This window comes from Ferrimicrobium sp., from assembly GCA_022690815.1.
Taxonomy (GTDB): Bacteria; Actinomycetota; Acidimicrobiia; order Acidimicrobiales; family Acidimicrobiaceae; genus Ferrimicrobium.
The window spans coordinates 43,092-64,209 of the sequence record JALCZJ010000008.1; the positions used below are offsets into that span (position 1 = coordinate 43,092).

A 21,118-nucleotide genomic window follows, 5' to 3' on the forward strand; every position below is an offset into this window, starting at 1 on the left:
ATCAAACCTTCCGTGTAAGAGGATCCTCTGCTGCGAACGCAAGAGTGCTCAATCGCTGGTGACGGCGTCGCCACTGTTGCCCGAGGCGGCGTCGCTGTTGTTGGCGGCTGCGTCGGCCTTTCGGTCGGCGTCGGCCGCGCGGATCGCATGATGGGGTCGCCCAAAGACGAAGTAGAGCGCACCGATGACGATGATGATGAAGTCGACGAGGATAGTCAACCAGTCGAAGTTGAACAGGGCCCCACGAGGCGAGGTTAGCCCGGTTGGTGCGACGATGTTGACGATCATCCCGACGCCATAGATCAGTCCAAGCACCGCGACCAGATAACCCCAGTTGCCGAGCTGGAACGAGCCTTCTGGCTTCCAGCCGCGGAAGCGGGCGATGAGGTAAGCCAAGACCACCATCTGGAACGAGATGTAGATGCCTGAGACACCAAAGCTCACGAGGGCCGTCAGGGCGTTGACGTGCGCCGGGTAGACAATGAAGCCGATGTGGATTGGCTTTGACGGTGTGAAGTGAACCAGGAACGAGAGCAGCTCGGGGATGACGGCAGCAAGCAGAATGGCAGCAACCGGAGTTTTGCGCCGCGGCGAGATTCGACGCAGGACACGATGACCTGGAACCGCCCGATCCCTGGCGTAGGAAAACACGAGACGAGCGCCTGCCCCCTGGACCGCGAGGCCACAAGAGAAGAAGGCGAAACAGATGACAAAGAGGATGAGATCTTGAAAGAACTTGGCTGAAATCGCGCTTTGAAGGATCCCCGGAACCCCCTGGGTTGCGGCCATAGCAAATCCCTTTGGACCGGCAGGTATCGCGAGGCTCAATGCGCCGACGAGAATCATCGAGACGATGCCGCCGAACACCAAGGCAGAGATCATCGCACGAGGAACATGACGCGAGGCGTTGACGACCTCCTCGGCGACGTCGCCGGCACTTTCAAAGCCGTAAAAGATGTAGACCGGTCCGAGCACGGCAATGAGCGCCGCTCCAGCCCACCAGTTGCCGTTGAAGTTCACACCCAAGGGACTGGTCTTGAGGTGGGTGGTTCCCTGGGTGGTAAAGAGATAGCCGAGTGAATGATGAGTGGCAAAGGCGAGGAGGACGATAGCGAGTCCTACCGTGCCGAGCACCTCGAACCAGGTGCCAACGCGCGATATCGAGCCGAGAAAGCGGACACCATAGACGTTAAAGAGCGTCTGTCCTACGAGGTAGAGCGTCGAGATCAGGAGAATGGTGTTGGGCGATGATCCATTGAGATGGGTGCCAAAGAGGTTGTTGACCAGGTCTGCAAAGTATCCCGGTACCCCGGTATCGACTGAGGCGACGGTGATGATGAGGGCCCATCCGTACATCCATCCAACCCACCAGCCATAGCCGGTACCCATGAGCCGCTTGCTCCACTGAAACAGTGCACCAGCGATCGGATAGCTCGAGCCGAGCTCGCCGAAGATCAGGGCGACAAAGAGTTGGCCAATGACCACGATTGGGATAAGCCAGATAAAGGCTGGCCCGGCGGTCCCGAGGCTGAGCGCGTACAGCGAGTAGATCCCAACCACTGGTGATAGATAGCAAAAGGCCACCGAGAAGTTCTCAAAGAGTGTCATCACCCTCGACAGCTCTTGGCGATAGCCCAACTCTGCGAGACGAGCCTCGTCGGATTGTGGTGTCTGACCTTTGTTGGTGTCCATCTCTCCCCCCCAGAGCTCGGTCCTCGTTTCTCACTCTAACGTGCTCATGAGAGAAATGTGATCAGAATTTCAAATTTCTGCAATGATAGTGACGCTCGTGTGCGTCGGATGTGACGGATACGAGGCGGACAGTGAGTATCCTCCTTGGGGCGGACGACGGCGTTGCCGGTGAGGCTCATCGCTTTGATCGAGTCGAAGACTTCGCTCGCAGTGGCTATCGGTTGATGGGTTGGCTAGGGTAGTCCCATGGTTGGCGAACGTGGGATTTGTGATCGTGTAGGTGGCGTCGCCCACGTGTCGGCTTCTCGCGCCCTACTGGTTCGCATTGAAGACTACTTCGATCAGTTACCCCGCACCGAGGCCGATGTCGAGGCCGTCGGTCCGTTGAACCTCGTGATCAGCCGCACCCCGTTTCACTACCCTGCGCGCCCAGCTGCTGGCGGAGCCCGTCGTATCCGCACCCGCCAACTTCGTCGACTTGAGCGTTCTTGTGTCGATCACCGCCTGCCCATTGAGCTTGAATGGATCGCGGAGCTCAACCCAGAGCTAGAACAGGTTGTGGTTAGGTCAGGCTGGACCGTGACGAGTCACCCGCTACTCATCGTGACCCGTGATCAGCTTGTGCCGCGGCCAAGAAGCCAGCAGGTCCGGGTCGTTGATCCTCATGAACCCGCACTCCTTGCTTGTCGTGCGGTCATTGAGGTTGCGTTTAGTAGGTCAGTGTCGACGACGGCGGGCACGCGCGAGCGAGATCGTTTACTGGATGCGATCGACAACGAACTCGCAGCCTATGTGAGGAGAAGAGCCCGCGCAGGTGACACCGTGACCGGTGCAGTTGTGGCTAAAGATCGTGGCGTACTTGCGGGAGGCTCCTATCGTCGGGTTGGTGTCATGGCTGAGGTGGTCGGTGTTGGAACACTCCCTGCCTACCGTCGACAGGGCCATGGCCTCGACGTGGTAAGCCTGCTGTGCGACCATGCCTTCGAGCGAGGTACCGAGGAGGTACTGCTGACGGCTTGGAGCCAGTCGGTGGCCGAGCTCTATGGCAAGCTCGGCTTTGTCCGGGTTGGAACTGCCATGGTAGCACAGCTACAAGCACCAGGCGATGGGTGAACGATGCTTTGGGATTTGTGTCGGCCGCGGCGAGATGCAACGGTCGGTGCCACACCAGACCTCCTGCCGACGAACCTGGCAGGGGGTTGGTGGACGGTTGGCGAGCGCGCCAAGCAGCGTCCCGAGATCCTGTTTCGACCTCAGACCGCAGCTCAATGCGAAACCGCAGCTACACCCTAGGCCATGGCTTCGATCTGCTTGAGGATTTTGTTCTCGACCTCCACAGTCCAGGCCATCTCGGCGATGTCAACTGGCAGAAAGAGATCTGAGATGAGCAGCGTCTCTACGGCGGTTACGACAAGATCTTTCTTCCAATCACCAACGCCGATGGTCAGTGTGGCGTCGTCAGCCGGACCCGTGAGTGAGAGGATGAGGGCGCGCTGTGCCGAGATGATCTCGCTCAAAAATCCGCCCTTCTTGGCCTGGAAGACATAACCTTTGGTCGCGTCACCGGCGCTTTCGACGGTGAACCCATCACTCTTGAGGAACTCCTCGATCTTGTTTGCAAAGCTGTCGAGATCTACTTGCTTGCCTTTGAATGAAACGGACTTCTTGCCAGCCATTGGATATGCTCCTTTGTTCGGTTGGTTGTTGACCCTCCTTGTGGATGATCACCCCTACCTTGTCATAATTTCTCTTAGATTTCAACCCAGCACCTTCAGGGTTAGGTTATGACGTGGCTTCGAGACCGATCAGATCGCACGGCTGATCTCATAGTCACGGTCTGCACAGTCTCGTGCTGGCGGAGTTGGCAACTCTGTTGGACAAGCAGATCTCACGAGAGGTTGGTGCCAACAATCAATCGTGTGTGGCGTGCTCGACAGCGCTGTTCGTGGGTGGACTCAATGGGGACGTTAACAGCCGACGGCACCGTCGATCAGCTCACGGATGAGGTCTGCGTGGCCGTTATGGCGCGCATACTCCTCGATGAGGTGGGTGAGGATCCAGCGTAACGTGACGAGATCACCGTTAAGAGGACTGCTACCAGTATCGTCGAGTGAGGCTGGTGCCATACGATCGTCGGCGAGGCGGCACTGCTCGTGAAAGATTGCGAGGTCGTGTGCAAAGGTTGATGCTTCGGCTTCGTCAAAATCGGCATCCGGGGAAGCTTCACTGCAAAAGATCCCCTCATCGCGTGGTGAACCGGTAAAGACGATGCTGGTCCAGTAATGTTCGACCTCACTGAGATGGCGAACTAAGCCATGAAGCGAGAGTGAGGATGTCGGGATGGGACGTAGGTTGCACCGGGTGTCGTCGAGGCCCTCGCATTTGAGTTCTAGGGTCATGCGGTGATAGTGAAGCCAGCCCTCCAACATCTCACGCTCATTGGCTCCATACGATGGTTCGCTTCGCCTTGGGTCGATGAGGTCGTTGCTAGCCATGGCTTTCACCCCCAGTGATAGATCCGAGCACCATGCTAATCGACTAAAGGCCAACAAGATGAGGTGACGCGTGATCGGCGCTGAGACGTGTACGAGTTCGGCAAAGCCACGATGGGTTCGTTACAGTTTTGCCGCCGCCTTGAGGAGCTGGTTCATGGTCGAAACCGGGGCGGTGTTCTGATACGTGATGACGCCGTCTCGGTTTACGAGGAGGTAGTAGTCGGGAATCCCGGCCGGATCATAGCGACGACTCAGCCCTGAGCTCGCAAGCCCAAAGGTCCACTGTCGATTCCGAAATGACGTCTGGGCGGCACTCCTGGCAAAGGCTAGCAGACTGGCATCGGCTCCTTTTGCTGGCCCAAAGTCTCCCCAAAGCCCGAGGGCAAGTACGGAAACATGATCACGACCGAGAATAGGTAATTCTCGAGCAACGGCCGGGATACTGATCGCGCAGCTCGCACAGCCTCCGGCGATAAACCACACCATGATGGCATGACCGCGGTAGCTGCGCAACGCTACCGGTTGGTGAGCGAGGTTCATGAAGGTTCCATGCATAATGGAGGCGGCGCTCGGTTCATAGCTATCTGAGACGGTTACGCTCCGGTTATGGGTCAGCGTCGCCGTCAGCGAGGTTGCCTGCCTGCCTTTTGCGAGCTGGAGGCCGCCGATGATGGTCACGATGACGACCGCGAGCGTCAATCCGAGAATCAGGATGCGTCGCTTTGGCCTGGCGTGTCGGTTCATCGGGTCAACAGCTGGTGCTCGGGTCATCCTTAGACTCCCTTCACTGCCTTTAGGAGTTGGGGCATGGTAGCCGACGGTGAGCTGTTGATGTAGGTGATCTTGCCCTCACGGTTGATGAGATAGTAGATATCGAGGTAACCAACCGGGTCATAGGCCTTTGAGAGTCCAAATGATGAGACTCCAAAGGTCCAGTCGGGGTTGTGAAGTTCAGAGCCAGCAAGCGCCGTGGCAAAAGTCGACATGCTGGGGCCGGTTGACCCGAGGTCGTGGTACAGTTCGATCTCCTTGACCTTGACGCCAGCGGCTGCAAGGGTTGCCAGGTTCTTGGCCATCACCTTGGTTCCGGCTTGACACGATGAGCACCAGGTGGAGACGAACCACAAAAGGGTTGGGCTTCCCTTGGTGGACGCGACGGTTTCGTGCTGGCCGCTCAGGGTTGTAAAGGTTCCGTTTGGAGTGGCTGATCCGACGGAGGGCAGCGGGTCAGCGGCACTTTGAGCCGTTGATTGTGGCGGCGTGCTCTGGCCATGGTGAAGGTTGGTTAACCCAACGGCTGCGAGGATGACAGCAACGACAGCGGCCCCGAGGCCGACGAAGAGACGAAGCTGGCGATTGTGCTGGCGTTGCTGATAGCGCTGTGCTCGTCTCGATGGCGGCTTTGCTCGATTTGGGGCTTCATTGGTTGGTTTGTTCACTGGTGTACCTCCGAGATTGATGATTGCTGGTCGGTGACTGCGGCATCCGGGGCCGGAAGACGACAGGATGCACAACAGAAGCGATGGGCGGACCACCAGAGAGAGATGAGCAAGATAGCAAGGCTCACCCCGAGAAACAGCGTCTCTTGGGTCGCAAAGAAGTGTTGGATGCCTCCGGTGGCGTTGTAGAGACCGAGGGAGGAGAAGCCGACAAAGGCCAGCAAGGTGGGGATGATCGGTGTGCAGCAAAGGAAACTGGGAACCAAGCTCGCAACGAAGGCAATACCAGTGAGCGAGGTTGACCCAGCTGAGACGACATCGCGCATGGCGCTCACTTGCACCATCACGACCAGACCCATGGCGGTCCCAAGAACGATGCTCCATCCTACGATGTAGGGGTCGAGATACGTCCAGTTTGAGAAGGCGATCTGTTGGGTGAAGTCAAAGGGTAGGAGCAACGAGTAGGCGAGCGCGAAGACCGTCGCGAGGCCAATCCACCCGAAGCGCCGACCGGGGCTTTTGACTACAAAGGCGATCGTGTCGCGAATCTGAATGATCTGACGTGTGAGCATGCTTACCAACCGGTCCGTTGGGTCTTTGGTGCCTGGAAAAGAGGAGTAGTGGTGGCATCGTGTACCGAGTGTGTGAGGCAAGCATGTGTGCCACAGTCGTTACGCCTCTTCTTCCTAGTGCGCCAACCGACAAGAACAGCCAATGCGATGAGGCCTAGGCCGACCCCGCCGAGCCAGGTAGCGCCAACGACTCCGAGGGCACCAACGATCAGCGGTCCTGCGCAACAAACGATAGGGGCGATGGCGCAAAGACCGACATAGCCCCATCCGGAGTGCTCTTCCTTGATCGCTGCTTGGTTCGATCGTTTCGACATTTGTGACACCCGCCTCTGCCAATGGGGTTGATTACCCACAATGATACTACGTAAATGTAGTAGTTCATGCAGTACGAGCGGATTTCGTGAAGCTCCAAGGTGCAGCCAGACGCCGCCAGCCCAGCACACCAAGGACCAGCGAGAGTACCAAAGCACAGCTGAACAGGGATGGGGAAAGAATTTGGTTGGCAGTGAGGACACAGGAGGCGAGGGCGACCAGGGTCGAGGGTGCGATAACCGCGGCTCCCATCGCCAAGAGTTGTCCCCCAGGTGTTGGCGTCGGTTCCTGGAGGCGTCGGATGCGATAGCGCACGTCGTCGGGGGCTCCGAAATGCGCGTCCGCGAGTCTTGCTTGTCGAGTGACGACTTTGGCAAGCGCGGTCATGATGACGGGAGCACCGATGATCCGTCGAGCTTCATGGTCGGCGGCAACCTCAAGCTCTCGTCGCAGGCCATTCCAGGCATTGCGAACCGGTGGAATGAACCAGTAGAGTGCAGCGATTCCTGAGGCGAGCTCTAGCAAGCGGGTGTGACCAAGACGCAGGTGTGCAGCTTCGTGTTCGAAGACGGCTTGGCGCTCTTGGTCACTCAAGAGCGCAAGGGTCCCTGTGGTCACCAGCGCTCGCGGATGCACCAGGCCGGCTGAGACGGCGTGGATGTCGTTGGAGCTGACGATGGCTACACCGCTGCCGAGTGGGGAGGAGTAGTGGCCGATCACCGTCATCTGCGCCAGATCGAGAGTCGCGTCTCGACGCCTTTGGTGCCCGATGAGCGCAACCCCAATCGGAATGATGACAGCGGCCGCGAGGAGATACCCACTCAAATCCCAGGGGGCGGCCCCGAGCCCGAGGGCACAGCCAAAGTCGGTGAGCTTGCGGTGGGCGGTGAGATCCACAACCGAACCAACCGAACACAGAACCCAGGCAGCTGGTACGATCGCCCATCCAAGGAGCGACACGACAAAGCCGGTAGCGATCGCCTCGGGCGCGTTGATGATGCGGCCGAGGCGTGTGAGTGCACTCGGCAAGATGGCCAAGACCCCAACCGCGATCGGACCTATGAGGAGCAGCGTCATGATTCTTGCTGCCTTTCGATCAGCGCAGCGAGTTCGCCAAGGAGTGCCTCGTCGTGGATCTCGTCAACGAAGTACATCAGGACCCGACGTGGGTCCTGCGAAGCTGACAGGAGTCGGTCGATTTCCTTGGCTGCGAGTCGGTCGATGCCCCCGATCACCGAGTAGCGGTGGACGCCATCATCGTTCGTGCGATGGACCAAGCCCTTCGCGACCAGGCGGTTCAAGATAGTCATGATGGTGGTGTAGGCGCGCCGTGGTTCGCTGAGTCCATCATGGACCTCGCGTCCGGTCAGCGGGCGTTGCTCTTTGAGCAGCACCTCCATCACGCGCTCCTCGAGTTGACCAACCTTGGTGCCTGCGATCATCGTCCGTTTCATCGGCCTAGCCTTCCGCTTCTTGTCCACTCGTGTCCAGTTGGTGGGCGTGTTCTCGTCGCCCTACCTCAATGTCGCAGCTGTAGGCCCGGTCCCCACCGTGAGTACAGCATCGCCAATGCATCTTCGTCGATGGGGGCAATCTCTCGGTCAATCTGGCAACACGAGGACTCTATGACATGAGCTGCCCGTCGGAGTGATCCTTCGCGCTGTGCCTACCAACCGTGCTCACCAACCGTGCTCACCAACCGTGCTCACCAACCGTGTCTACTAATAATGTGTAGTATAGCGTTGTCGGCGATGGCAATGATGGACACGCTTTTCTCTTTGTGCAGCCTTAGGCGTCTTGACGTCGTCAGCCGATCGGACTCGATGTGGTCACTGAGACACCATTGTGTGGATCAGACGCGAACGCGCTGTTCGCTCGCGGTGCTTGGTCGCCTCGGTTTGCGCCAACGCCGTGGGTATGAGGTGACAAACATTACCGGGTGGACAGTCGTCGACGTTGAGCTGCTCGGCGCGCGCAATCAATTCTCTCAGGGTCGCTAGTGCCTCGTTGAGCTTGGCGATCTTTTCTTGGTATTCGAGTGCACGCCCATTGAGCAGTGTAAGGACGTGTTGGCAGGGGACGACGCCAGCTCTGCGGTAGGCGAGGATTTCACGGATCTCCTTCAGTGAGAGTCCAGCTGATTGACTCGCCTTGACAAAGTTGATCTGCGCGATCGCCTCATCGGGGTAGTCGCGGTAACCCTCTGGAGTCCGAGCCGGCGGCGAAAGCACGCCGATCTCTTCGTAGTAGCGGAGTGTCTTAACGGGTACGTGAGTGACCTTGGCAATCTGACCGATTCTCATCAATCACAGTCTAGATGAACCGTCCAGCCAACTGGAGGGTTTTTACGCTGAGGGTTTGATGGTTCGACACATCTGTCCCAGAGGTGTCGATGAAGAAGGAGGAAGTCAGATGAATTCGACAGACCAAGGATCAATCGTTTGTGATCTTGCGGTGATTGGGTCGGGTAGCGCTGCCTTCGCGACGGCGATTCGAGCGGTTGGCCTCAAGGCAACGGTCGTGCTCATCGAGGAGAACTCGATTGGGGGTACCTGCGTGAACGTCGGTTGTGTGCCCTCCAAGGCGTTGCTTGCAGCCGCCGAGGCCCGTTACCGTGCGATGGATCAGCCGTTCCCCGGCATTCACACCGCGGCTGGTCCTGTCGCGATGGATGAGCTGATCGAGGGCAAGCGAGCACTCGTTGACCAGTTGCGGCGAGACAAATATGAGGACCTCGCAGCGGCCTATGGCTTTACGGTCATCCACGGCCGAGCCCAGTTTGTTGAGTCAGGGGCTCTCATGGTCAACTTCGAGGACGCCCGAGGAGTGCGCGAGCGCGAAGTGGTGGCGACCAAGATCGTGATCGCCACCGGGGCGACTCCCACGGTCCCGCCCATTTTAGGCCTTGATGCTGTCCCGTTTCTCACGTCGACGACCGCGATGGAGCTCCAAGCCGTGCCGGAGCACCTGCTGGTGATTGGAGCGAACGCGGTCGGTTTAGAGCAGGCCCAGCTCTTTGCCCACCTTGGCGCATCGGTGACCATTCTCGAGGCTCGTGATCGGATTGCACCGTTCGAGGAGCCCGAGATATCGGCAGCACTCGCCAAGATCCTTGGCGACGAGGGCATTGCGGTGGTAACGGCGGCGACGATAACCCAGATCAACAGCCACCAGGGCAGGATCACTCTCACATATGAGCGAGGGGCCTCGGCGCACGAGCTCGAAGGCGATGCATTGCTGGTGGCGACGGGACGTCGACCAAACACCCAGAAGCTAGGGCTGGCACACGTTGGCGTTGAAGTCGGGACTCAGGGAGAGGTGATTGTCGATGAGCAACTGCAAACGACCAATCCACGGATTTGGGCCGCAGGTGACGTGACGGGTGCCCCCCAGTTTGTCTACGTCGCCGGTCTCCACGGTACGATCGTGGCCGACAATGCTTTGCTCGATGCCGGACGCAGCATCGACTATCGCACGTTGCCGAGAGTGACCTTCACCGCGCCGCAGATCGCGTCGGTCGGTTTGACCGACGAGGGAGCTGTTGCGGCTGGGTATCGGTGTGACTGTCGGGTAGTCGAACTCAGTGCCGTAGCTCGTGCGCTCGTGAATCGCGACACGAGGGGCCTCGTGAAAATTGTGGCTGACCAGGCGACCAACAAGGTGTTAGGCATTCATCTGCTCGCCGACGGCGCTGGGGATGCCATCCTCGCCGGGGTCTATGCACTCGAGGCTAACTTTACGGTCGAACAACTCGCGACGACTTGGGCTCCCTATCTCACGATGGCCGAGGCGATTCGTCTCGGGGCGCAGTCGTTCACCCGCGATGTTGGCATGCTTTCTTGCTGCGCCTCCTGATCGGTTGAGTTCGAGACTCCCACCTCAATGCCAACCTCGGTCAGGTTGGCGGTTAGTGGCTCAGTATGTCCGAGGTGTGTGCTCAACGCTGCGTCGAAAACGTCACGCCAATGGTGACCGCGTTGCCCAAGGCCGTGTCGGTGTTGTAGACGTACGTGGTGCCACCGATCTTGGTGATCACCTCGCGCACGATTGCGAGGCCCAAACCAGATCCATCGATGGCTCTCGACGCTGGGGTGCGATAGAAGCGCTCAAAAATTCGGTCGCGATCGACATCCGAGATTGGGTCAGCGAGGTTCGTCACCTCGAGGTTGGTTGGCGTCAGTGTGATCGTGATGGTCGAACCAGACGGTGAGAATTTGATGGCGTTATCGAGTAAATTGCTAACGACTTGATCGATCGCTCGCTTTGAGGCCTGGATGACAACTGGCACCGGAGGCGAAGCGTACGCCATTTCCCTATTCGAGCGTGTCCTAAACCGATCGACTAGCTCCATGACGGTGGCTCCAACGTCGAGCGCGCTGGTGACCTCATTGGGTTGTTCGGTCAGAACCAGATCGACGAGCTCGCTCACGAGGTTGGTGAGCTCTCGGGTCTCGGTGTCGAGATCGGCTAAGATTCGGGCTCGATCGTTGGCGGCAAGCGCGTCGTAGCGTCCCAACAGGTCGATATTGGTTCTGAGCGAGGTCAGTGGCGTGCGAAGCTCGTGAGAGGCGTTCTGGATGAGTCGACGTTGCTGGGCCTCGGAGTCACGAACTGCCCCAAGCGCGCGCTCAAAGGCGCGTGCCAAGACCCCAACCTCATCGCTTCGTTGCGCCTGGGAATGAAGTGAGGAATCGGTGTCGGGCGTCAATGTGGTGATGGTGTTCGCGAGGCGAAGAATCGGTCGGCTGATGGCGGTGGCGATTGCCAAGCCCAGAAGGGCGGCCGCGAGCGCTGCGCCTACGACCAGTAGGCCAAAGCGGATCCTGAGCACCCCAAGCGAGGTGAGCACATCGTTGATGTTGCGCGCGACCACGAGAGCTCCTCGTCGCCCAAGGCTGTTCGTGAGCACCCGGTAGGTGGTCGATCCGACGTGCTGTGTCCCGAGCCATCGGGTCGCCAATCCACGTGCGATTGCGACATCATGATACGATGTTGTCAACTTCTGAGCGCCTGTGACGAGCGTGATGACGCCATCTGGCTTGATAACTTCGACGATGACACCGGGTAAGAGACCATGATCGTGGGCGGGTCCGTCAAGGAGAATGGGTGGCGTCGGCGCGAACGATGTTCGTGGCCGCAATAGCGCTGGGTGCGAACGTAGTGTCACCGCGGTCTCTCGCAGCGACAGATCGACGGAGGCCATCAGCTGGTGGGTGGTCGTGGTGTAGGACAAGATGGCAACAACGAACCCGGTGGCAGTCGCGAGTGCAGCGAGCACGATGGCAAGACGAGTCCTAAGTTTCACGGTTGAACCAGGACGTAACCGACACCTCGAACCGTCTTGAGTAGTTTCGTCTCTCCTGGAAGCTCGAGCTTGCGGCGCAGATACCCGATGTAGACGGCCAGGTTCTTGGACTCTGAGCCAAAGTCGTAACCCCAAATGCGGTCGTAGATCAGGCCGTGGGTCAGGACTCGACCAGCATTTTCAGCAAGGAGTAGTAGCAGGTCAAACTCGGTCTTGGTCAGTTCAAGCTCGCGTTGACCTCGAAAGGCTCGCCGCCCCAGCTCGTCGAGAGAGAGGTCCCCGACGACGATCCATGATCCATTACTCGTTGGTGACGTCCGCCTCAACAAGGCTCGAACACGTGCAAACAGTTCGTCAAGAGCAAACGGTTTTGTGAGATAGTCGTCGGCGCCGGCGTCAAGCCCCAGCACGCGGTCATTGACCTCTGTTCGGGCCGTCAACAAGAGGATTGGAGTGGTGTTCGCGGCGTTGCGTAGGCGTCGGCAAACGGTAACGCCATCGGCCCTTGGCATCATGACGTCGAAGATGAAAAGATCGAAAGCTTGTTGTTCGATGGCCTCAAGCGCCTCGTAGCCATCGCTGACCGCGACGACGCGATACCCCTCGAGCTCGAGGGCCAAGCGCGTCGAATCCCGTGTTGCACGATCATCCTCGGCTATCAGGATGCTGGCTGGCTGTTCTTGAGTGCGGTACACCATCTCGTGATAGTAGTCCAACGACGAGTTTGATAAGAGACATGTGAGGCGTTTACTCCTAGTTCGCTGATGTCTTACCTTCTTCTTACCGGATTGAGACGGTCTTCTTGCATTAGCCGATCAGACTGCGTTGCGTGGTGGCTGTATTGGTGTTAAGGGAGCAGATGAGGAAACGACCAAAGGACCAGGTGTTTGTGTCAGTCGCCAAGCTATGGGCTAAATTGGAACCTTGCAGTGTCCAACCCTGTAAGAGTTGACCGCTCTTGGTGTCTGCTTCGGTCTCACCGGTTTTCTACCACCTAGGAGTAGTTCGAGCTACGTTTGAAAAGGAGATTACGGATGAACGTGAAAAAACTGGTTCTGGCGCGCAAGGGTATCGTGGTCGGGGTCACCGCAGGTGGCGCTCTTGCCCTGATAGCGGTCGGGGTCGTCGCTGCAGGGGGCCCGAGTAACACCAGCGGTCAAGTGGCAGCGAACCTACCAACGGCGGTGACGACCGCCAACCACTCAAAGGTTGGCCGACATCATCACGCCCTTCATAGGCGAGGTACCGAAGGCAAGGTGACCGACATCACCGCGCAGACGCTCACGATTAAAACTGCTCGTAACGTCACCATGAGCTATGGCTTGACGAGCACTACGGTCTATCGAGAAGCTGGCAGTTCGATCAGTTCCTCCGCGATAACCGATGGCGATGTCGTGCTCGTCAGGACGGCGCGGTCATCGACGGTTGCCACGATGGTTCGGGTGGTCCCACCATTAGTCGCGGGTGACATCACGGGCATCAATGGATCAACGATCACCATCGCCAATCAATTTGGATTGGTACGAACGATCGATACTAGCCCATCAACGACCTATAGTGAGGCGAAAATGTCGATCCAAGAAGGCGCGCTCGCGGTTGGTGATCATATCATCGCCGTGGGAACCGTCACAGCTAATGGTGAGGTGCTGGATGCTTCGAGGATCGTGCTCAGCCCTGCGACCTACGCTGGCACGGTGACTTCGGTGACCTCGGGTGCTATTACCCTTCGGCGATTCGATGGATTGACGGTGACGATCGACACTGGATCTGGGACGACCTATCGAATGGGCAAGTCCACAGCTACTGCGTCAGCGGTGAGCGTGGGAGAGCGGATTGTCGTTCGTGGGACGGTAAGCAATTCAGGCACGATGGATGCCATTAGTGTTTGGATCCTTCGAACTCATGCCCATTCGCAGTCTACGAACAGTGCCCAAGCGTCACCCGCGGTTGTGTAGTGACGTAGTGTCGTTGGGCCCCTATCAATCAAAACGGCAAGGTCTGGTCCCACTCGATCCTGATACCATGCGCTGCGTGTCGTCGGCGAGAGGCATCGAGCGGGTTGGCCAGAAGCGAAGGTCGAAGCTGATGGCCGACGGGTTGAGTGCGCAAAGACCTTGAGGCTTAGCGGACCGCCTGTTCGTGGGAGAGCAGGATCTTCTTTCGCTCCAACCCACTGGAGTAACCAGTCAGTGAGCCGTTGGACCCGATCACCCGGTGACAGGGGATCACGATAGGGATTGGATTGGCGCCAATAGCGCCCCCAACCGCCCGCGAGGCATTCGGACGACCTATGGAGCGAGCGACCGCTCCATAGGTCGTCGTCGTTGCGAAGCCAATGCGCCCAAGGGATTTCCACACGGCCATTTGAAAACCACTTCCGATGGCAAGTGTAGGGAGATTGAAGCGCTTTAACTTGCCTGCAAAGTAAGCATCGAGCTGCCGTGCCGCCTCGGTCAGCAGGGGTGCTGCTCCGATCGTCGACGGGGGAGTTTCGCTTCTGTCAACAAAGTCAATCCCCATCAAATACTGGTCGTCACCTGTGAGTCGAATCGGGCCCAGCGGCGAGTCGATGACCAAGCTCGAAACCGTAGTTTTGGCTGCGATGGCTGTCTCGTATGGCGTTTCCTTCATGCCCATCACTCCGTTTGTATCCTCAGGAGCTGCGACTATTCCGGCTGCTTTCGGTAGCCGTCAGAGGCGTTGGCTCAAGGTCGTACATCTAAATTATGGAACGAGCAGAATCCCTCGTCGATGTCATCCTATTTGATCGCTGTGCCTTGGTGGGCAAGTTGGTGAGACGGCGATGCGGAGCGTGGGACGGAGTAACCCTTGGGCCGACACCGGTAAGCGCAAGGATCATTGTGACTGGGCGGTTAGCCGAGGATTTGGCAAACGTTAACCGTGATGCCGGATTGGGTTTAGCTAGTGTTCACCAGAAGGCGTCACGATGTCGTAATGGAACCGGACCAATCCCAGAATATCGACACATCAACGTTTACCGCGAAGCGAATACCCTTGGAGGGTGCCTGGAACGTGCGAGACCTTGGTGGTTCGGTGTCGTTGTTCGGTGGTGTTGTTGCGCGGGGGCTGATCATTCGAGGGGACTCACCACATCGACTGACCGCCGATGATTTGGCACTCTTGGCGCCAATCGGAATTCGTGCCATTGTTGATCTGCGGCGTCCTGAGGAGGTGGCTCATTTTGGCTCGGGCCCTTTGGCCGATGGCGTGCGTGTCATCTTTCATGTGCCCCTGCGCCAGGCTCCTCGCTTTGAGGCTCCGGTGAGCCAAACGGATGATTTATTGTCTCTCTATCGTCACTACGTCAACCACGACACGAGGGAGTTGGCCGACATCATTGCCTTCGTGTCGGATGTGCGACACCTCCCGGTCTTTATTCATTGCCATGCCGGCAAAGATCGAACCGGAGTCGTGGCAGCATTGATTCTTGCACTGCTGGGTGTTCCCGACCAGTGGATCGCAGCCGACTACGCGCTTACGAGTGATGCCTTTGCCAACTTTCTCATCCAGTCAGGCGCGGTTGTATACGATAACGAGATGGCCCCAGCAGTTCGTTCCGATGCGAGCACCATGTCGAGGCTGCTGGCAGAGATTCGCGACCGACACGGGTCGGTGGAGCAGCTTTTACTGGCGAATGGGCTCACGCATCGTGAGCTGGTTAGTCTGCGCCGAAATCTGCTGGTATCGAGCGACCTTCGATGTCTGCAACAGCCTTGACGGTCAGATTGATGGTGATTGAACGCTCGATACGGTCGACACTTGGACTCGGCTGCCTGCCCGGAGCTTTTGATCTGCCTTGTGGAAGATGATAGCCCAGACCGCCATATTGGCTGGGTACAGCAGATAGCCAAAGCGGGTCGCCGGGGCGAGCAATATGGCGATGAAGAAGATGAGCGCCACGTATCCGGTCATCGTCGCGAGTGAGGCTGGGCGCATTCTACGATAGAAAACCAACGCAAGCTCGGCGCCGATGAGTACGAGCGCAGCGACGACGAAGAGGTGCAGCTGAGAGCCGAAGAGGCCCACCAGTTTTTGGCCGAGCAACGGTGACTCTGCCGGCGACTTGATCTTGGTGAGGCCCAGAGGAAAAAGGATCTCGTTGACGAAGAAAGCTCTTGGGTCGATCAGACTGGCAATGGCTATCACCGGTGCCAGCACTGTGATGAGGCCCACGCCATAGCGGGCGCGGCTATGCCGGTTGTCTTGACGTGGTTGTACGATGGCTAAGCCGAAGGCCAACGGCCATGCAGTGAGCTTGATCGCGGCGGCGAGGCCGCTCGCAAGCCCAGCGATGAAGGGATGTTTGCGGTAGCTTAAAACCAACGCAAGGAGAAGCAGCGCGATGATCGGAAGGTCATCGCCGCCAGTCACCAGGGGCAGAGCACCGGTGGGAAGAACGATAACAAACTGAAAGAGGCGTACGCGGTCATCAGCCGAGAGGCGACTGAGGGCCAGGGCGATCGTGGTGACGAGGAGGGTGAAGAGCGTGAGACTCACCCGGGCGTCTCGTAAGGGTTTGGGAATGGTAAGGCCGTTGGGAATGCCGAAGATGATCATGCCCGGCAAATAGGGGTCAAAAGCGTTGGCGTCGGTGGCCTTTGAAAAGTTCTGAACGCCGACTCCAACGGAGTGTGGGGTGTTGAGATAGCAGTTTTCGTCGCGTACCACACGGTCCCCACACCGTTCGATGACAGCTACCTCATCTTGTGCATGGATCCCCGGAGCGTTGTTGACGCGCTGGGCGATAGAGACACCGAGGGGCACCACGAGGCAAAGAATGAACAGCGATGCGACAAGCCCTCGACGGGTGTAGCGGTTGGCTCGCCAACCCCTATGGTGGGAAATGGCAAACGCGACAAGCCCAACGAAAGCATACGGTAGGACCGCAAACTCGCCCCACTGCACGTAGTCGCCTTGCGTTGATATGAAGAGTTGCCCGATAGCAAAGACTGCCGAACCGAGATAGAGCAACGCATCCTGCTCCAGCGGAGTCAATTCTCTTAGGATGCGCCAAACTTTTTGGCCCTGCTCGGGCACCACTAGCACGCTAGCAGTATAGCAGCGTTGCCGATGAGCGTCGACGAATGATGAAAAATGACGCCACCGTGTCGCTGAATGACGCTGGCCAAGTGGGGTTGATGGCCAAGCAGGTGTCGCGAGCAAGCCGTAGTTCGTCAAGCCCAGTCGTCAGGCCCAGTGTTGCGAGACCTGCTGCGGTAGATAACTCCTCTGACAGCAGACTGGTTTCGCCAATGACTGGTAGTGCAAGGTGTGCGAGCTGTTGCGACGGTACCATGGAACTCGTGTCCTTTGTCATCGACGTTCGCCATGCAGTCCATTTCTCACAATGCGTCGAAGTGTTGTCGGCGGTTTATGCGCGCAACTCGTATCCGGCGTATTGGCCCGCTGATCCGGTGGTTTGGCTGCAGGGCGCCGATGCGCTCAGTGCCTGGGTGGCACTCGATGATGACACGGTTTTTGGGCACGTTGGCCTGAAGCAATCCGCGCTGGCCGATGGTCGAGCGGTCGGAGAGATCTTTCGACTCTATGTTGACCCACGAATCCAGGGCCAAGGAGTCGGTCGTGCATTGCTCAATTATGCCGTCGATCAAGCTAGGGCGCGTCAATTGCGGCCGATGCTTCGGGTAATCCCTGAGGTCGGCGAGGTGACGGCGTTCTACGAGCATCTTGGCTGGCGCTTGCACGACTCTCGACCGGCGACGAGTGGGCCGCTTGCAGACGCGGGTCTCACGGTGGCAACGTATTTACTGGAGGACTAGCGCATATCGTTCATTCCTGTGGAGGTGGCTTGGCGCAAGGACCGTCAGGTGCTTTTGCCAAAGGACAGCGGAGCTCACTGTCGACGGAACCTGACGATTTGCTGAAATGCCCCCTTGTGGTCGAAGCCTTATGTGATAGGGTGGCCTAGACGAGGGAGGTTGTGACAGCGTGGCAGTTTGGGATGGCAAGGGTTTACCGCCGGCCGCACAACGCAGGGTAGAGTCCGCGGCCGCTTCGTCGTTGCGATCATCGCTCCTATCGATTACCGCCAACACAGGGATCGAGTCCGTTGGCTATCGCCCGGTTAGCGAGGTCATGGGGAGTGTGGTGCTCAGCACCTATGGTGCGGTGATGCCTTCGTGTGGGGTCTACAACCAAGGCTATGGATCGCCATTCGGCATGAACCAAGGTCTATCCGGGGTGCGAATGGGTGCGGGCCAACAGTTTTATGGAGGGTATGAGCCCTACGTTGATGTGATCAATCGGGGCTGGACGGTGGCCATCAACCGTATGCTGACCGAATCCAAAGCGGTCGGCGCGCACGGGGTCGTTGGCGTGAAGCTAACCCAGGCTCGGTTTGAAGGTGGTGCCATCGAGTTCATGGCCATGGGTACCGCTGTCCGCTCAACAGTGGTGAAGGATCATCATGGTCGTGATATCTTCACGACCCATCTCGATGGCCAAGATGTGTCCAAGCTGCTCCACCATGGCTGGATGCCGGTTCGCCTGATCGTCGAGGTGACCGTCGCTGTGCGTCACGATGACTACAACACCCTCAATCAAGGTTCAATGTTTGCTCCCAACGCCGAGCTGACAGGGTTCAGCGATCTCGCAAACTCGGCTCGCTCGTCCGCTAGACAGAGCCTCCGTCGCCACCTCAAGCCAAAGGAAGAGGTGGGGATGATCATCGACTCCCTGGATTCCAATATCTTTCGTAACGAAATGGGACAAGGTCACTCCGATCACCTGTGCGAGGTGCGCGTGACTGGGACCACCATCGCACAGTCCGGCCAGTCCGAGACACGCATGGAGCCACTTTCAATCATCTATCTCAAGTCAAGAAAGGCAGGAGCGTAAGCAACATGGCGGAAGAGACACTCGATCCACAGCAGCTTGGGGTGCCGGAGGACGCCATCAAGCGTCTCCAGGAGATGCGGCCGGGGCAATCGACCTCGTTGTTCACATCAGACCTCTCGGTGAACGAGTTTCTGCTCGTACGAGAGGCTGGTTTCCGACCGTTGGGGCTGGTCTTTGGCTCCTCGATCTATCACGTGGGTATTCAGGTGGGGCGTTGGAGTTCCAATCAGGAGCTTGATAAGTTGACCTCAGCGATGTACCATGCGCGAGAACTCGCGATGGAGCGTATGCAGTCCGAAGCCGAGGTACTTGGTGCCGACGGTATCGTCGGTGTCCGCCTCGATGTCGAGTTCAAGGAGTTCGGCAACGATATCGCTGAATTCATTGCGGTAGGCACAGCGGTCAAGGCTGATGACACCACAATTAACTGGCAGAGCGGAGGGCGTCCATTCACCTCGGACCTCAGCGGGCAGGATTTTTGGACTCTTCTACAGTCGGGGTACGCCCCACTTGGGATGGTCATGGGCACCTGTGTCTATCACATAGCTCATCAAGGGATGTTGAAGTCGATGGGTAACTTTGGCCAAAACACCGAAATCCCGGTCTTCACTGAGGCGCTCTATGACGCTCGAGAACTCGCGATGAGTCGCATGCAGGCGGAAGCAGAGGCTCTCCACGCAGAGGGCATTGTGGGTGTGAAATTGCTCGCTCTTCCTCATCAGTGGGGCGGTCACACCACCGAGTTCTTCTCGATCGGGACAGCGGTCCATCCGCTGCGAGACAACCACATTATCGCCAAGCCTCAGATGGTGCTACCACTCACTGACTTCTAGTCTCCTCGACGCGGATGCGTCTGGGGAGAGGTCGACCCAATCACTTTGCTGTCGTTGCGCTCGTCGTCGATGTGGCGACGCCATCGTCGAAAGCGGAGCTATCGCCCAAGGGTGCATGGTACCGAAGTGGACATAGCGCCGAAGCAGGCGTAGCGCCGAAGCCGATTGGGTTGCGTTGGCAACTAAGCGATGTGTTGCTCAAGGTGTGAGGTCAAGGGGTGAGCTTGCGAGGTGTCACCATGACGTCGATGTGAGCATGATGCAGGCGGATGCTGCATCTTTGCGAGCACTGCCACCCGTGCAGCGTCAACGGTTGGGCACAAGGGGTTTGCATAGGATAGCCTTTTGAAACTTGCCGCTTGTGGGTTTTTGCGGTGCCATGAAGGGAGACCATGATCAATGGCGTTGGATCCAGTGTTGAAACAATTTCTCGAGAGCATGCGAGCGGGTGGCGCAAAGGCAACCTATGAGATGGAGCTTTCCGAAGCACGCGCGCTTGGCGAGGCGATGGCCCCGCTTGCTTTCTCCCAGGCCGACGAAATGGAGCAAGTCACCGATATCGTGGTGGGCTCGACACCGGTGCGTATCTACACTCCTGGGGGAGCCAACGATGTACTCACACTGTTTTTCCATGGTGGCGGCTTTGTGATCGGAAGCATTGTCTCCTACGATCCATTGGTTCGTCGTCTGGCTGCACGAACGAAGTCGACTATCGCGTCGGTGGGATACAGGCTGGCCCCCGAACACCCATTTCCAGCAGCTGTCGAGGACGCTATAGCCGTCCTACATTGGGGTTCTAAGTCGGCAGCCCAGCTAGTCGGATCAGCTTCTCCCCGCCTGGCGGTGGCGGGTGACTCTGCGGGTGGCAACCTGGCGGCGGTGGTGGCACTCGAGGCGCGTGACCAAGGGATCGATCTGATCGGACAGCTTTTGGCCTACCCGGCCACGGACATCAACACCGAGACGCCATCGATGCATCAGTTCGCAGCCGGCTACTTCCTCGAACGCGAGGAGGTGATCTGGTTCGGTGAACAGTACTACCAAGACGAGGCCGCCGCACTCGCCGATTGGCGCGCGCGCCCGGTGCTGGCGGACCCAACTGGCGTCGCGCCGGCCATCGTAGCGGTGGCCGGTTATGACCCGATTAGAGATTTTGGACTCCAATACGCACAACACCTCGAGCGGAGCGGGGTGCCGACACGTACCTACGATTACGAGACGCTTGTCCACGGTTTCCTCTCGTTAGGTGATATCGTCCCGGCGGTCCGAGAGGCGACTAGCAACCTCTTTGACGCCTTTGCGGGGTTGTTGCAATCCGGTAAGGTCTAAGCGTTGGGTATTGAGCCGTCGGTAGACCTACGAGACGGATGGCGTGTGCCCAACTGGGGCCGTGCCGATAAAGCAGTGCCCTCGGCGGGCCGCGCCGGTGCATGGTACGCTCGGTGATCTAGGCCCCGGTTGGCGCTAATGGCCGGGCCGGGCGAGAACCCTGCTGCGCGATTGGGGCACCTGGGCAACATGGAGACGTTGGAACGGCAGCGCAGGCGGTGGCAGGTCTAGCCTCGGACAGTTTGGGTTGGTAAGCGGTTGT

The 21,118-nt window shown here is 58.3% G+C and carries 23 protein-coding genes; 8 read left to right on the plus strand and 15 right to left on the minus strand.

Features of this window, described 5'->3' with window-relative positions:
* Positions 1 to 48: 48 nt before the first annotated feature.
* Positions 49 to 1,692: an amino acid permease gene (locus MP439_03900; protein ID MCI2975204.1), complete on the minus strand. Its 1,644-nt coding sequence runs from the start codon at positions 1,690 to 1,692 to the stop codon at positions 49 to 51.
* Between the two features lie 246 nt (positions 1,693 to 1,938).
* On the opposite strand from MP439_03900, the gene MP439_03905 reads away from it, so the two are divergent.
* Entirely contained in the window at positions 1,939 to 2,805 is an 867-nt protein-coding gene (locus tag MP439_03905) for a GNAT family N-acetyltransferase (protein ID MCI2975205.1), read from the plus strand.
* Positions 2,806 to 2,981: 176 nt separating this feature from the next.
* On the opposite strand, the gene MP439_03910 is transcribed toward MP439_03905, so the two are convergent.
* From MP439_03910 to MP439_03950, 9 genes are all read right to left on the minus strand, one after another.
* Complete coding sequence (locus MP439_03910) at positions 2,982 to 3,368, minus strand: hypothetical protein (GenBank protein ID MCI2975206.1); 387 nt, start codon at positions 3,366 to 3,368, stop codon at positions 2,982 to 2,984.
* A gap of 291 nt (positions 3,369 to 3,659) precedes the next feature.
* Complete coding sequence (locus MP439_03915; GenBank protein ID MCI2975207.1) at positions 3,660 to 4,187, minus strand: DinB family protein; 528 nt, start codon at positions 4,185 to 4,187, stop codon at positions 3,660 to 3,662.
* A gap of 120 nt (positions 4,188 to 4,307) precedes the next feature.
* On the minus strand, positions 4,308 to 4,958 hold the full coding sequence (locus tag MP439_03920; protein MCI2975208.1) for a hypothetical protein: 651 nt from the start codon (positions 4,956 to 4,958) through the stop codon (positions 4,308 to 4,310).
* A gap of 2 nt (positions 4,959 to 4,960) precedes the next feature.
* Positions 4,961 to 5,626 (minus strand): redoxin domain-containing protein, encoded by a 666-nt coding sequence (locus MP439_03925; protein ID MCI2975209.1) that lies wholly within the window; start codon positions 5,624 to 5,626, stop codon positions 4,961 to 4,963.
* Complete coding sequence (locus MP439_03930) at positions 5,623 to 6,198, minus strand: hypothetical protein (protein ID MCI2975210.1); 576 nt, start codon at positions 6,196 to 6,198, stop codon at positions 5,623 to 5,625. The genes MP439_03925 and MP439_03930 overlap by 4 nt, the downstream gene beginning before the upstream one ends.
* A gap of 2 nt (positions 6,199 to 6,200) precedes the next feature.
* The gene (locus MP439_03935) at positions 6,201 to 6,512 is read right to left on the minus strand and encodes a hypothetical protein (GenBank protein ID MCI2975211.1); all 312 of its coding nucleotides are present in this window, start codon (positions 6,510 to 6,512) and stop codon (positions 6,201 to 6,203) included.
* A 64-nt stretch (positions 6,513 to 6,576) separates the two neighbouring features.
* Positions 6,577 to 7,587 carry a M56 family metallopeptidase gene (locus MP439_03940; protein MCI2975212.1) on the minus strand — a complete coding sequence of 337 codons (1,011 nt, stop codon included), beginning with the start codon at positions 7,585 to 7,587 and terminating at the stop codon, positions 6,577 to 6,579.
* Positions 7,584 to 7,964: a BlaI/MecI/CopY family transcriptional regulator gene (locus MP439_03945; GenBank protein ID MCI2975213.1), complete on the minus strand. Its 381-nt coding sequence runs from the start codon at positions 7,962 to 7,964 to the stop codon at positions 7,584 to 7,586. The genes MP439_03940 and MP439_03945 overlap by 4 nt, the downstream gene beginning before the upstream one ends.
* A gap of 375 nt (positions 7,965 to 8,339) precedes the next feature.
* Entirely contained in the window at positions 8,340 to 8,813 is a 474-nt protein-coding gene (locus tag MP439_03950; GenBank protein ID MCI2975214.1) for a MerR family transcriptional regulator, read from the minus strand.
* 109 nt (positions 8,814 to 8,922) lie between these two features.
* Here MP439_03950 and merA point away from each other — a divergent pair, with 109 nt between their 5' ends.
* On the plus strand, positions 8,923 to 10,365 hold the full coding sequence (merA, locus tag MP439_03955) for a mercury(II) reductase (protein ID MCI2975215.1): 1,443 nt from the start codon (positions 8,923 to 8,925) through the stop codon (positions 10,363 to 10,365).
* A gap of 82 nt (positions 10,366 to 10,447) precedes the next feature.
* Here merA and MP439_03960 read toward each other — a convergent pair whose 3' ends face one another.
* Complete coding sequence (locus MP439_03960) at positions 10,448 to 11,815, minus strand: HAMP domain-containing histidine kinase (GenBank protein MCI2975216.1); 1,368 nt, start codon at positions 11,813 to 11,815, stop codon at positions 10,448 to 10,450.
* On the minus strand, positions 11,812 to 12,513 hold the full coding sequence (locus MP439_03965) for a response regulator transcription factor (protein ID MCI2975217.1): 702 nt from the start codon (positions 12,511 to 12,513) through the stop codon (positions 11,812 to 11,814). Before MP439_03965 ends, MP439_03960 begins: the two co-directional genes overlap by 4 nt.
* Before the next feature lie 336 nt (positions 12,514 to 12,849).
* On the opposite strand from MP439_03965, the gene MP439_03970 reads away from it, so the two are divergent.
* Positions 12,850 to 13,770, plus strand: coding sequence for a DUF5666 domain-containing protein (locus tag MP439_03970; protein ID MCI2975218.1), 921 nt, complete (start codon positions 12,850 to 12,852; stop codon positions 13,768 to 13,770).
* A gap of 166 nt (positions 13,771 to 13,936) precedes the next feature.
* Here the strand turns inward: MP439_03970 and MP439_03975 are convergent, their stop codons facing one another.
* On the minus strand, positions 13,937 to 14,446 hold the full coding sequence (locus MP439_03975) for a methylated-DNA--[protein]-cysteine S-methyltransferase (GenBank protein ID MCI2975219.1): 510 nt from the start codon (positions 14,444 to 14,446) through the stop codon (positions 13,937 to 13,939).
* A gap of 324 nt (positions 14,447 to 14,770) precedes the next feature.
* On the opposite strand from MP439_03975, the gene MP439_03980 reads away from it, so the two are divergent.
* A complete protein-coding gene (locus MP439_03980; GenBank protein ID MCI2975220.1) occupies positions 14,771 to 15,553 on the plus strand; it encodes a tyrosine-protein phosphatase in 783 nt (260 codons plus the stop codon).
* Positions 15,554 to 15,556: 3 nt separating this feature from the next.
* Here MP439_03980 and MP439_03985 read toward each other — a convergent pair whose 3' ends face one another.
* On the minus strand, positions 15,557 to 16,873 hold the full coding sequence (locus MP439_03985) for a glycosyltransferase 87 family protein (protein ID MCI2975221.1): 1,317 nt from the start codon (positions 16,871 to 16,873) through the stop codon (positions 15,557 to 15,559).
* A 10-nt stretch (positions 16,874 to 16,883) separates the two neighbouring features.
* Complete coding sequence (locus tag MP439_03990) at positions 16,884 to 17,153, minus strand: hypothetical protein (protein ID MCI2975222.1); 270 nt, start codon at positions 17,151 to 17,153, stop codon at positions 16,884 to 16,886.
* Between MP439_03990 and MP439_03995 the strand changes: the two genes are divergently transcribed.
* The 4 genes from MP439_03995 to MP439_04010 all read left to right on the plus strand — a co-directional run bounded on the left by MP439_03995 (position 17,140) and on the right by MP439_04010 (position 20,856).
* Entirely contained in the window at positions 17,140 to 17,616 is a 477-nt protein-coding gene (locus MP439_03995; GenBank protein MCI2975223.1) for a GNAT family N-acetyltransferase, read from the plus strand. The two genes, MP439_03990 and MP439_03995, sit on opposite strands and share 14 nt — an antisense overlap.
* A 169-nt stretch (positions 17,617 to 17,785) precedes the next feature.
* On the plus strand, positions 17,786 to 18,694 hold the full coding sequence (locus MP439_04000; GenBank protein ID MCI2975224.1) for a YbjQ family protein: 909 nt from the start codon (positions 17,786 to 17,788) through the stop codon (positions 18,692 to 18,694).
* 5 nt (positions 18,695 to 18,699) lie between these two features.
* Entirely contained in the window at positions 18,700 to 19,527 is an 828-nt protein-coding gene (locus MP439_04005) for a heavy metal-binding domain-containing protein (GenBank protein ID MCI2975225.1), read from the plus strand.
* A gap of 417 nt (positions 19,528 to 19,944) precedes the next feature.
* Positions 19,945 to 20,856 (plus strand): alpha/beta hydrolase, encoded by a 912-nt coding sequence (locus tag MP439_04010; GenBank protein MCI2975226.1) that lies wholly within the window; start codon positions 19,945 to 19,947, stop codon positions 20,854 to 20,856.
* Positions 20,857 to 21,118 lie beyond the last annotated feature (262 nt).

What these genes read in the sequence shown, in the direction of transcription:
- MP439_03935 (MCI2975211.1), bottom strand. Translation starts at nt 6,512, where the DNA reads ATGTCGAAACGATCGAACCAAGCAGCGATCAAGGAAGAGCACTCCGGA.
- MP439_03975 (MCI2975219.1), bottom strand. Translation starts at nt 14,446, where the DNA reads ATGAAGGAAACGCCATACGAGACAGCCATCGCAGCCAAAACTACGGTT.
- MP439_03940 (MCI2975212.1), bottom strand. Translation starts at nt 7,587, where the DNA reads ATGACGCTGCTCCTCATAGGTCCGATCGCGGTTGGGGTCTTGGCCATC.
- MP439_03965 (MCI2975217.1), bottom strand. Translation starts at nt 12,513, where the DNA reads ATGGTGTACCGCACTCAAGAACAGCCAGCCAGCATCCTGATAGCCGAG.
- MP439_03910 (MCI2975206.1), bottom strand. Translation starts at nt 3,368, where the DNA reads ATGGCTGGCAAGAAGTCCGTTTCATTCAAAGGCAAGCAAGTAGATCTC.
- MP439_03970 (MCI2975218.1), top strand. Translation starts at nt 12,850, where the DNA reads ATGAACGTGAAAAAACTGGTTCTGGCGCGCAAGGGTATCGTGGTCGGG.
- MP439_03915 (MCI2975207.1), bottom strand. Translation starts at nt 4,187, where the DNA reads ATGGCTAGCAACGACCTCATCGACCCAAGGCGAAGCGAACCATCGTAT.
- merA (MCI2975215.1), top strand. Translation starts at nt 8,923, where the DNA reads ATGAATTCGACAGACCAAGGATCAATCGTTTGTGATCTTGCGGTGATT.
- MP439_03950 (MCI2975214.1), bottom strand. Translation starts at nt 8,813, where the DNA reads ATGAGAATCGGTCAGATTGCCAAGGTCACTCACGTACCCGTTAAGACA.
- MP439_03930 (MCI2975210.1), bottom strand. Translation starts at nt 6,198, where the DNA reads ATGCTCACACGTCAGATCATTCAGATTCGCGACACGATCGCCTTTGTA.
- MP439_03920 (MCI2975208.1), bottom strand. Translation starts at nt 4,958, where the DNA reads ATGACCCGAGCACCAGCTGTTGACCCGATGAACCGACACGCCAGGCCA.
- MP439_03900 (MCI2975204.1), bottom strand. Translation starts at nt 1,692, where the DNA reads ATGGACACCAACAAAGGTCAGACACCACAATCCGACGAGGCTCGTCTC.
- MP439_03980 (MCI2975220.1), top strand. Translation starts at nt 14,771, where the DNA reads ATGGAACCGGACCAATCCCAGAATATCGACACATCAACGTTTACCGCG.
- MP439_03905 (MCI2975205.1), top strand. Translation starts at nt 1,939, where the DNA reads ATGGTTGGCGAACGTGGGATTTGTGATCGTGTAGGTGGCGTCGCCCAC.
- MP439_04005 (MCI2975225.1), top strand. Translation starts at nt 18,700, where the DNA reads ATGGCGGAAGAGACACTCGATCCACAGCAGCTTGGGGTGCCGGAGGAC.
- MP439_03945 (MCI2975213.1), bottom strand. Translation starts at nt 7,964, where the DNA reads ATGAAACGGACGATGATCGCAGGCACCAAGGTTGGTCAACTCGAGGAG.
- MP439_03990 (MCI2975222.1), bottom strand. Translation starts at nt 17,153, where the DNA reads ATGACAAAGGACACGAGTTCCATGGTACCGTCGCAACAGCTCGCACAC.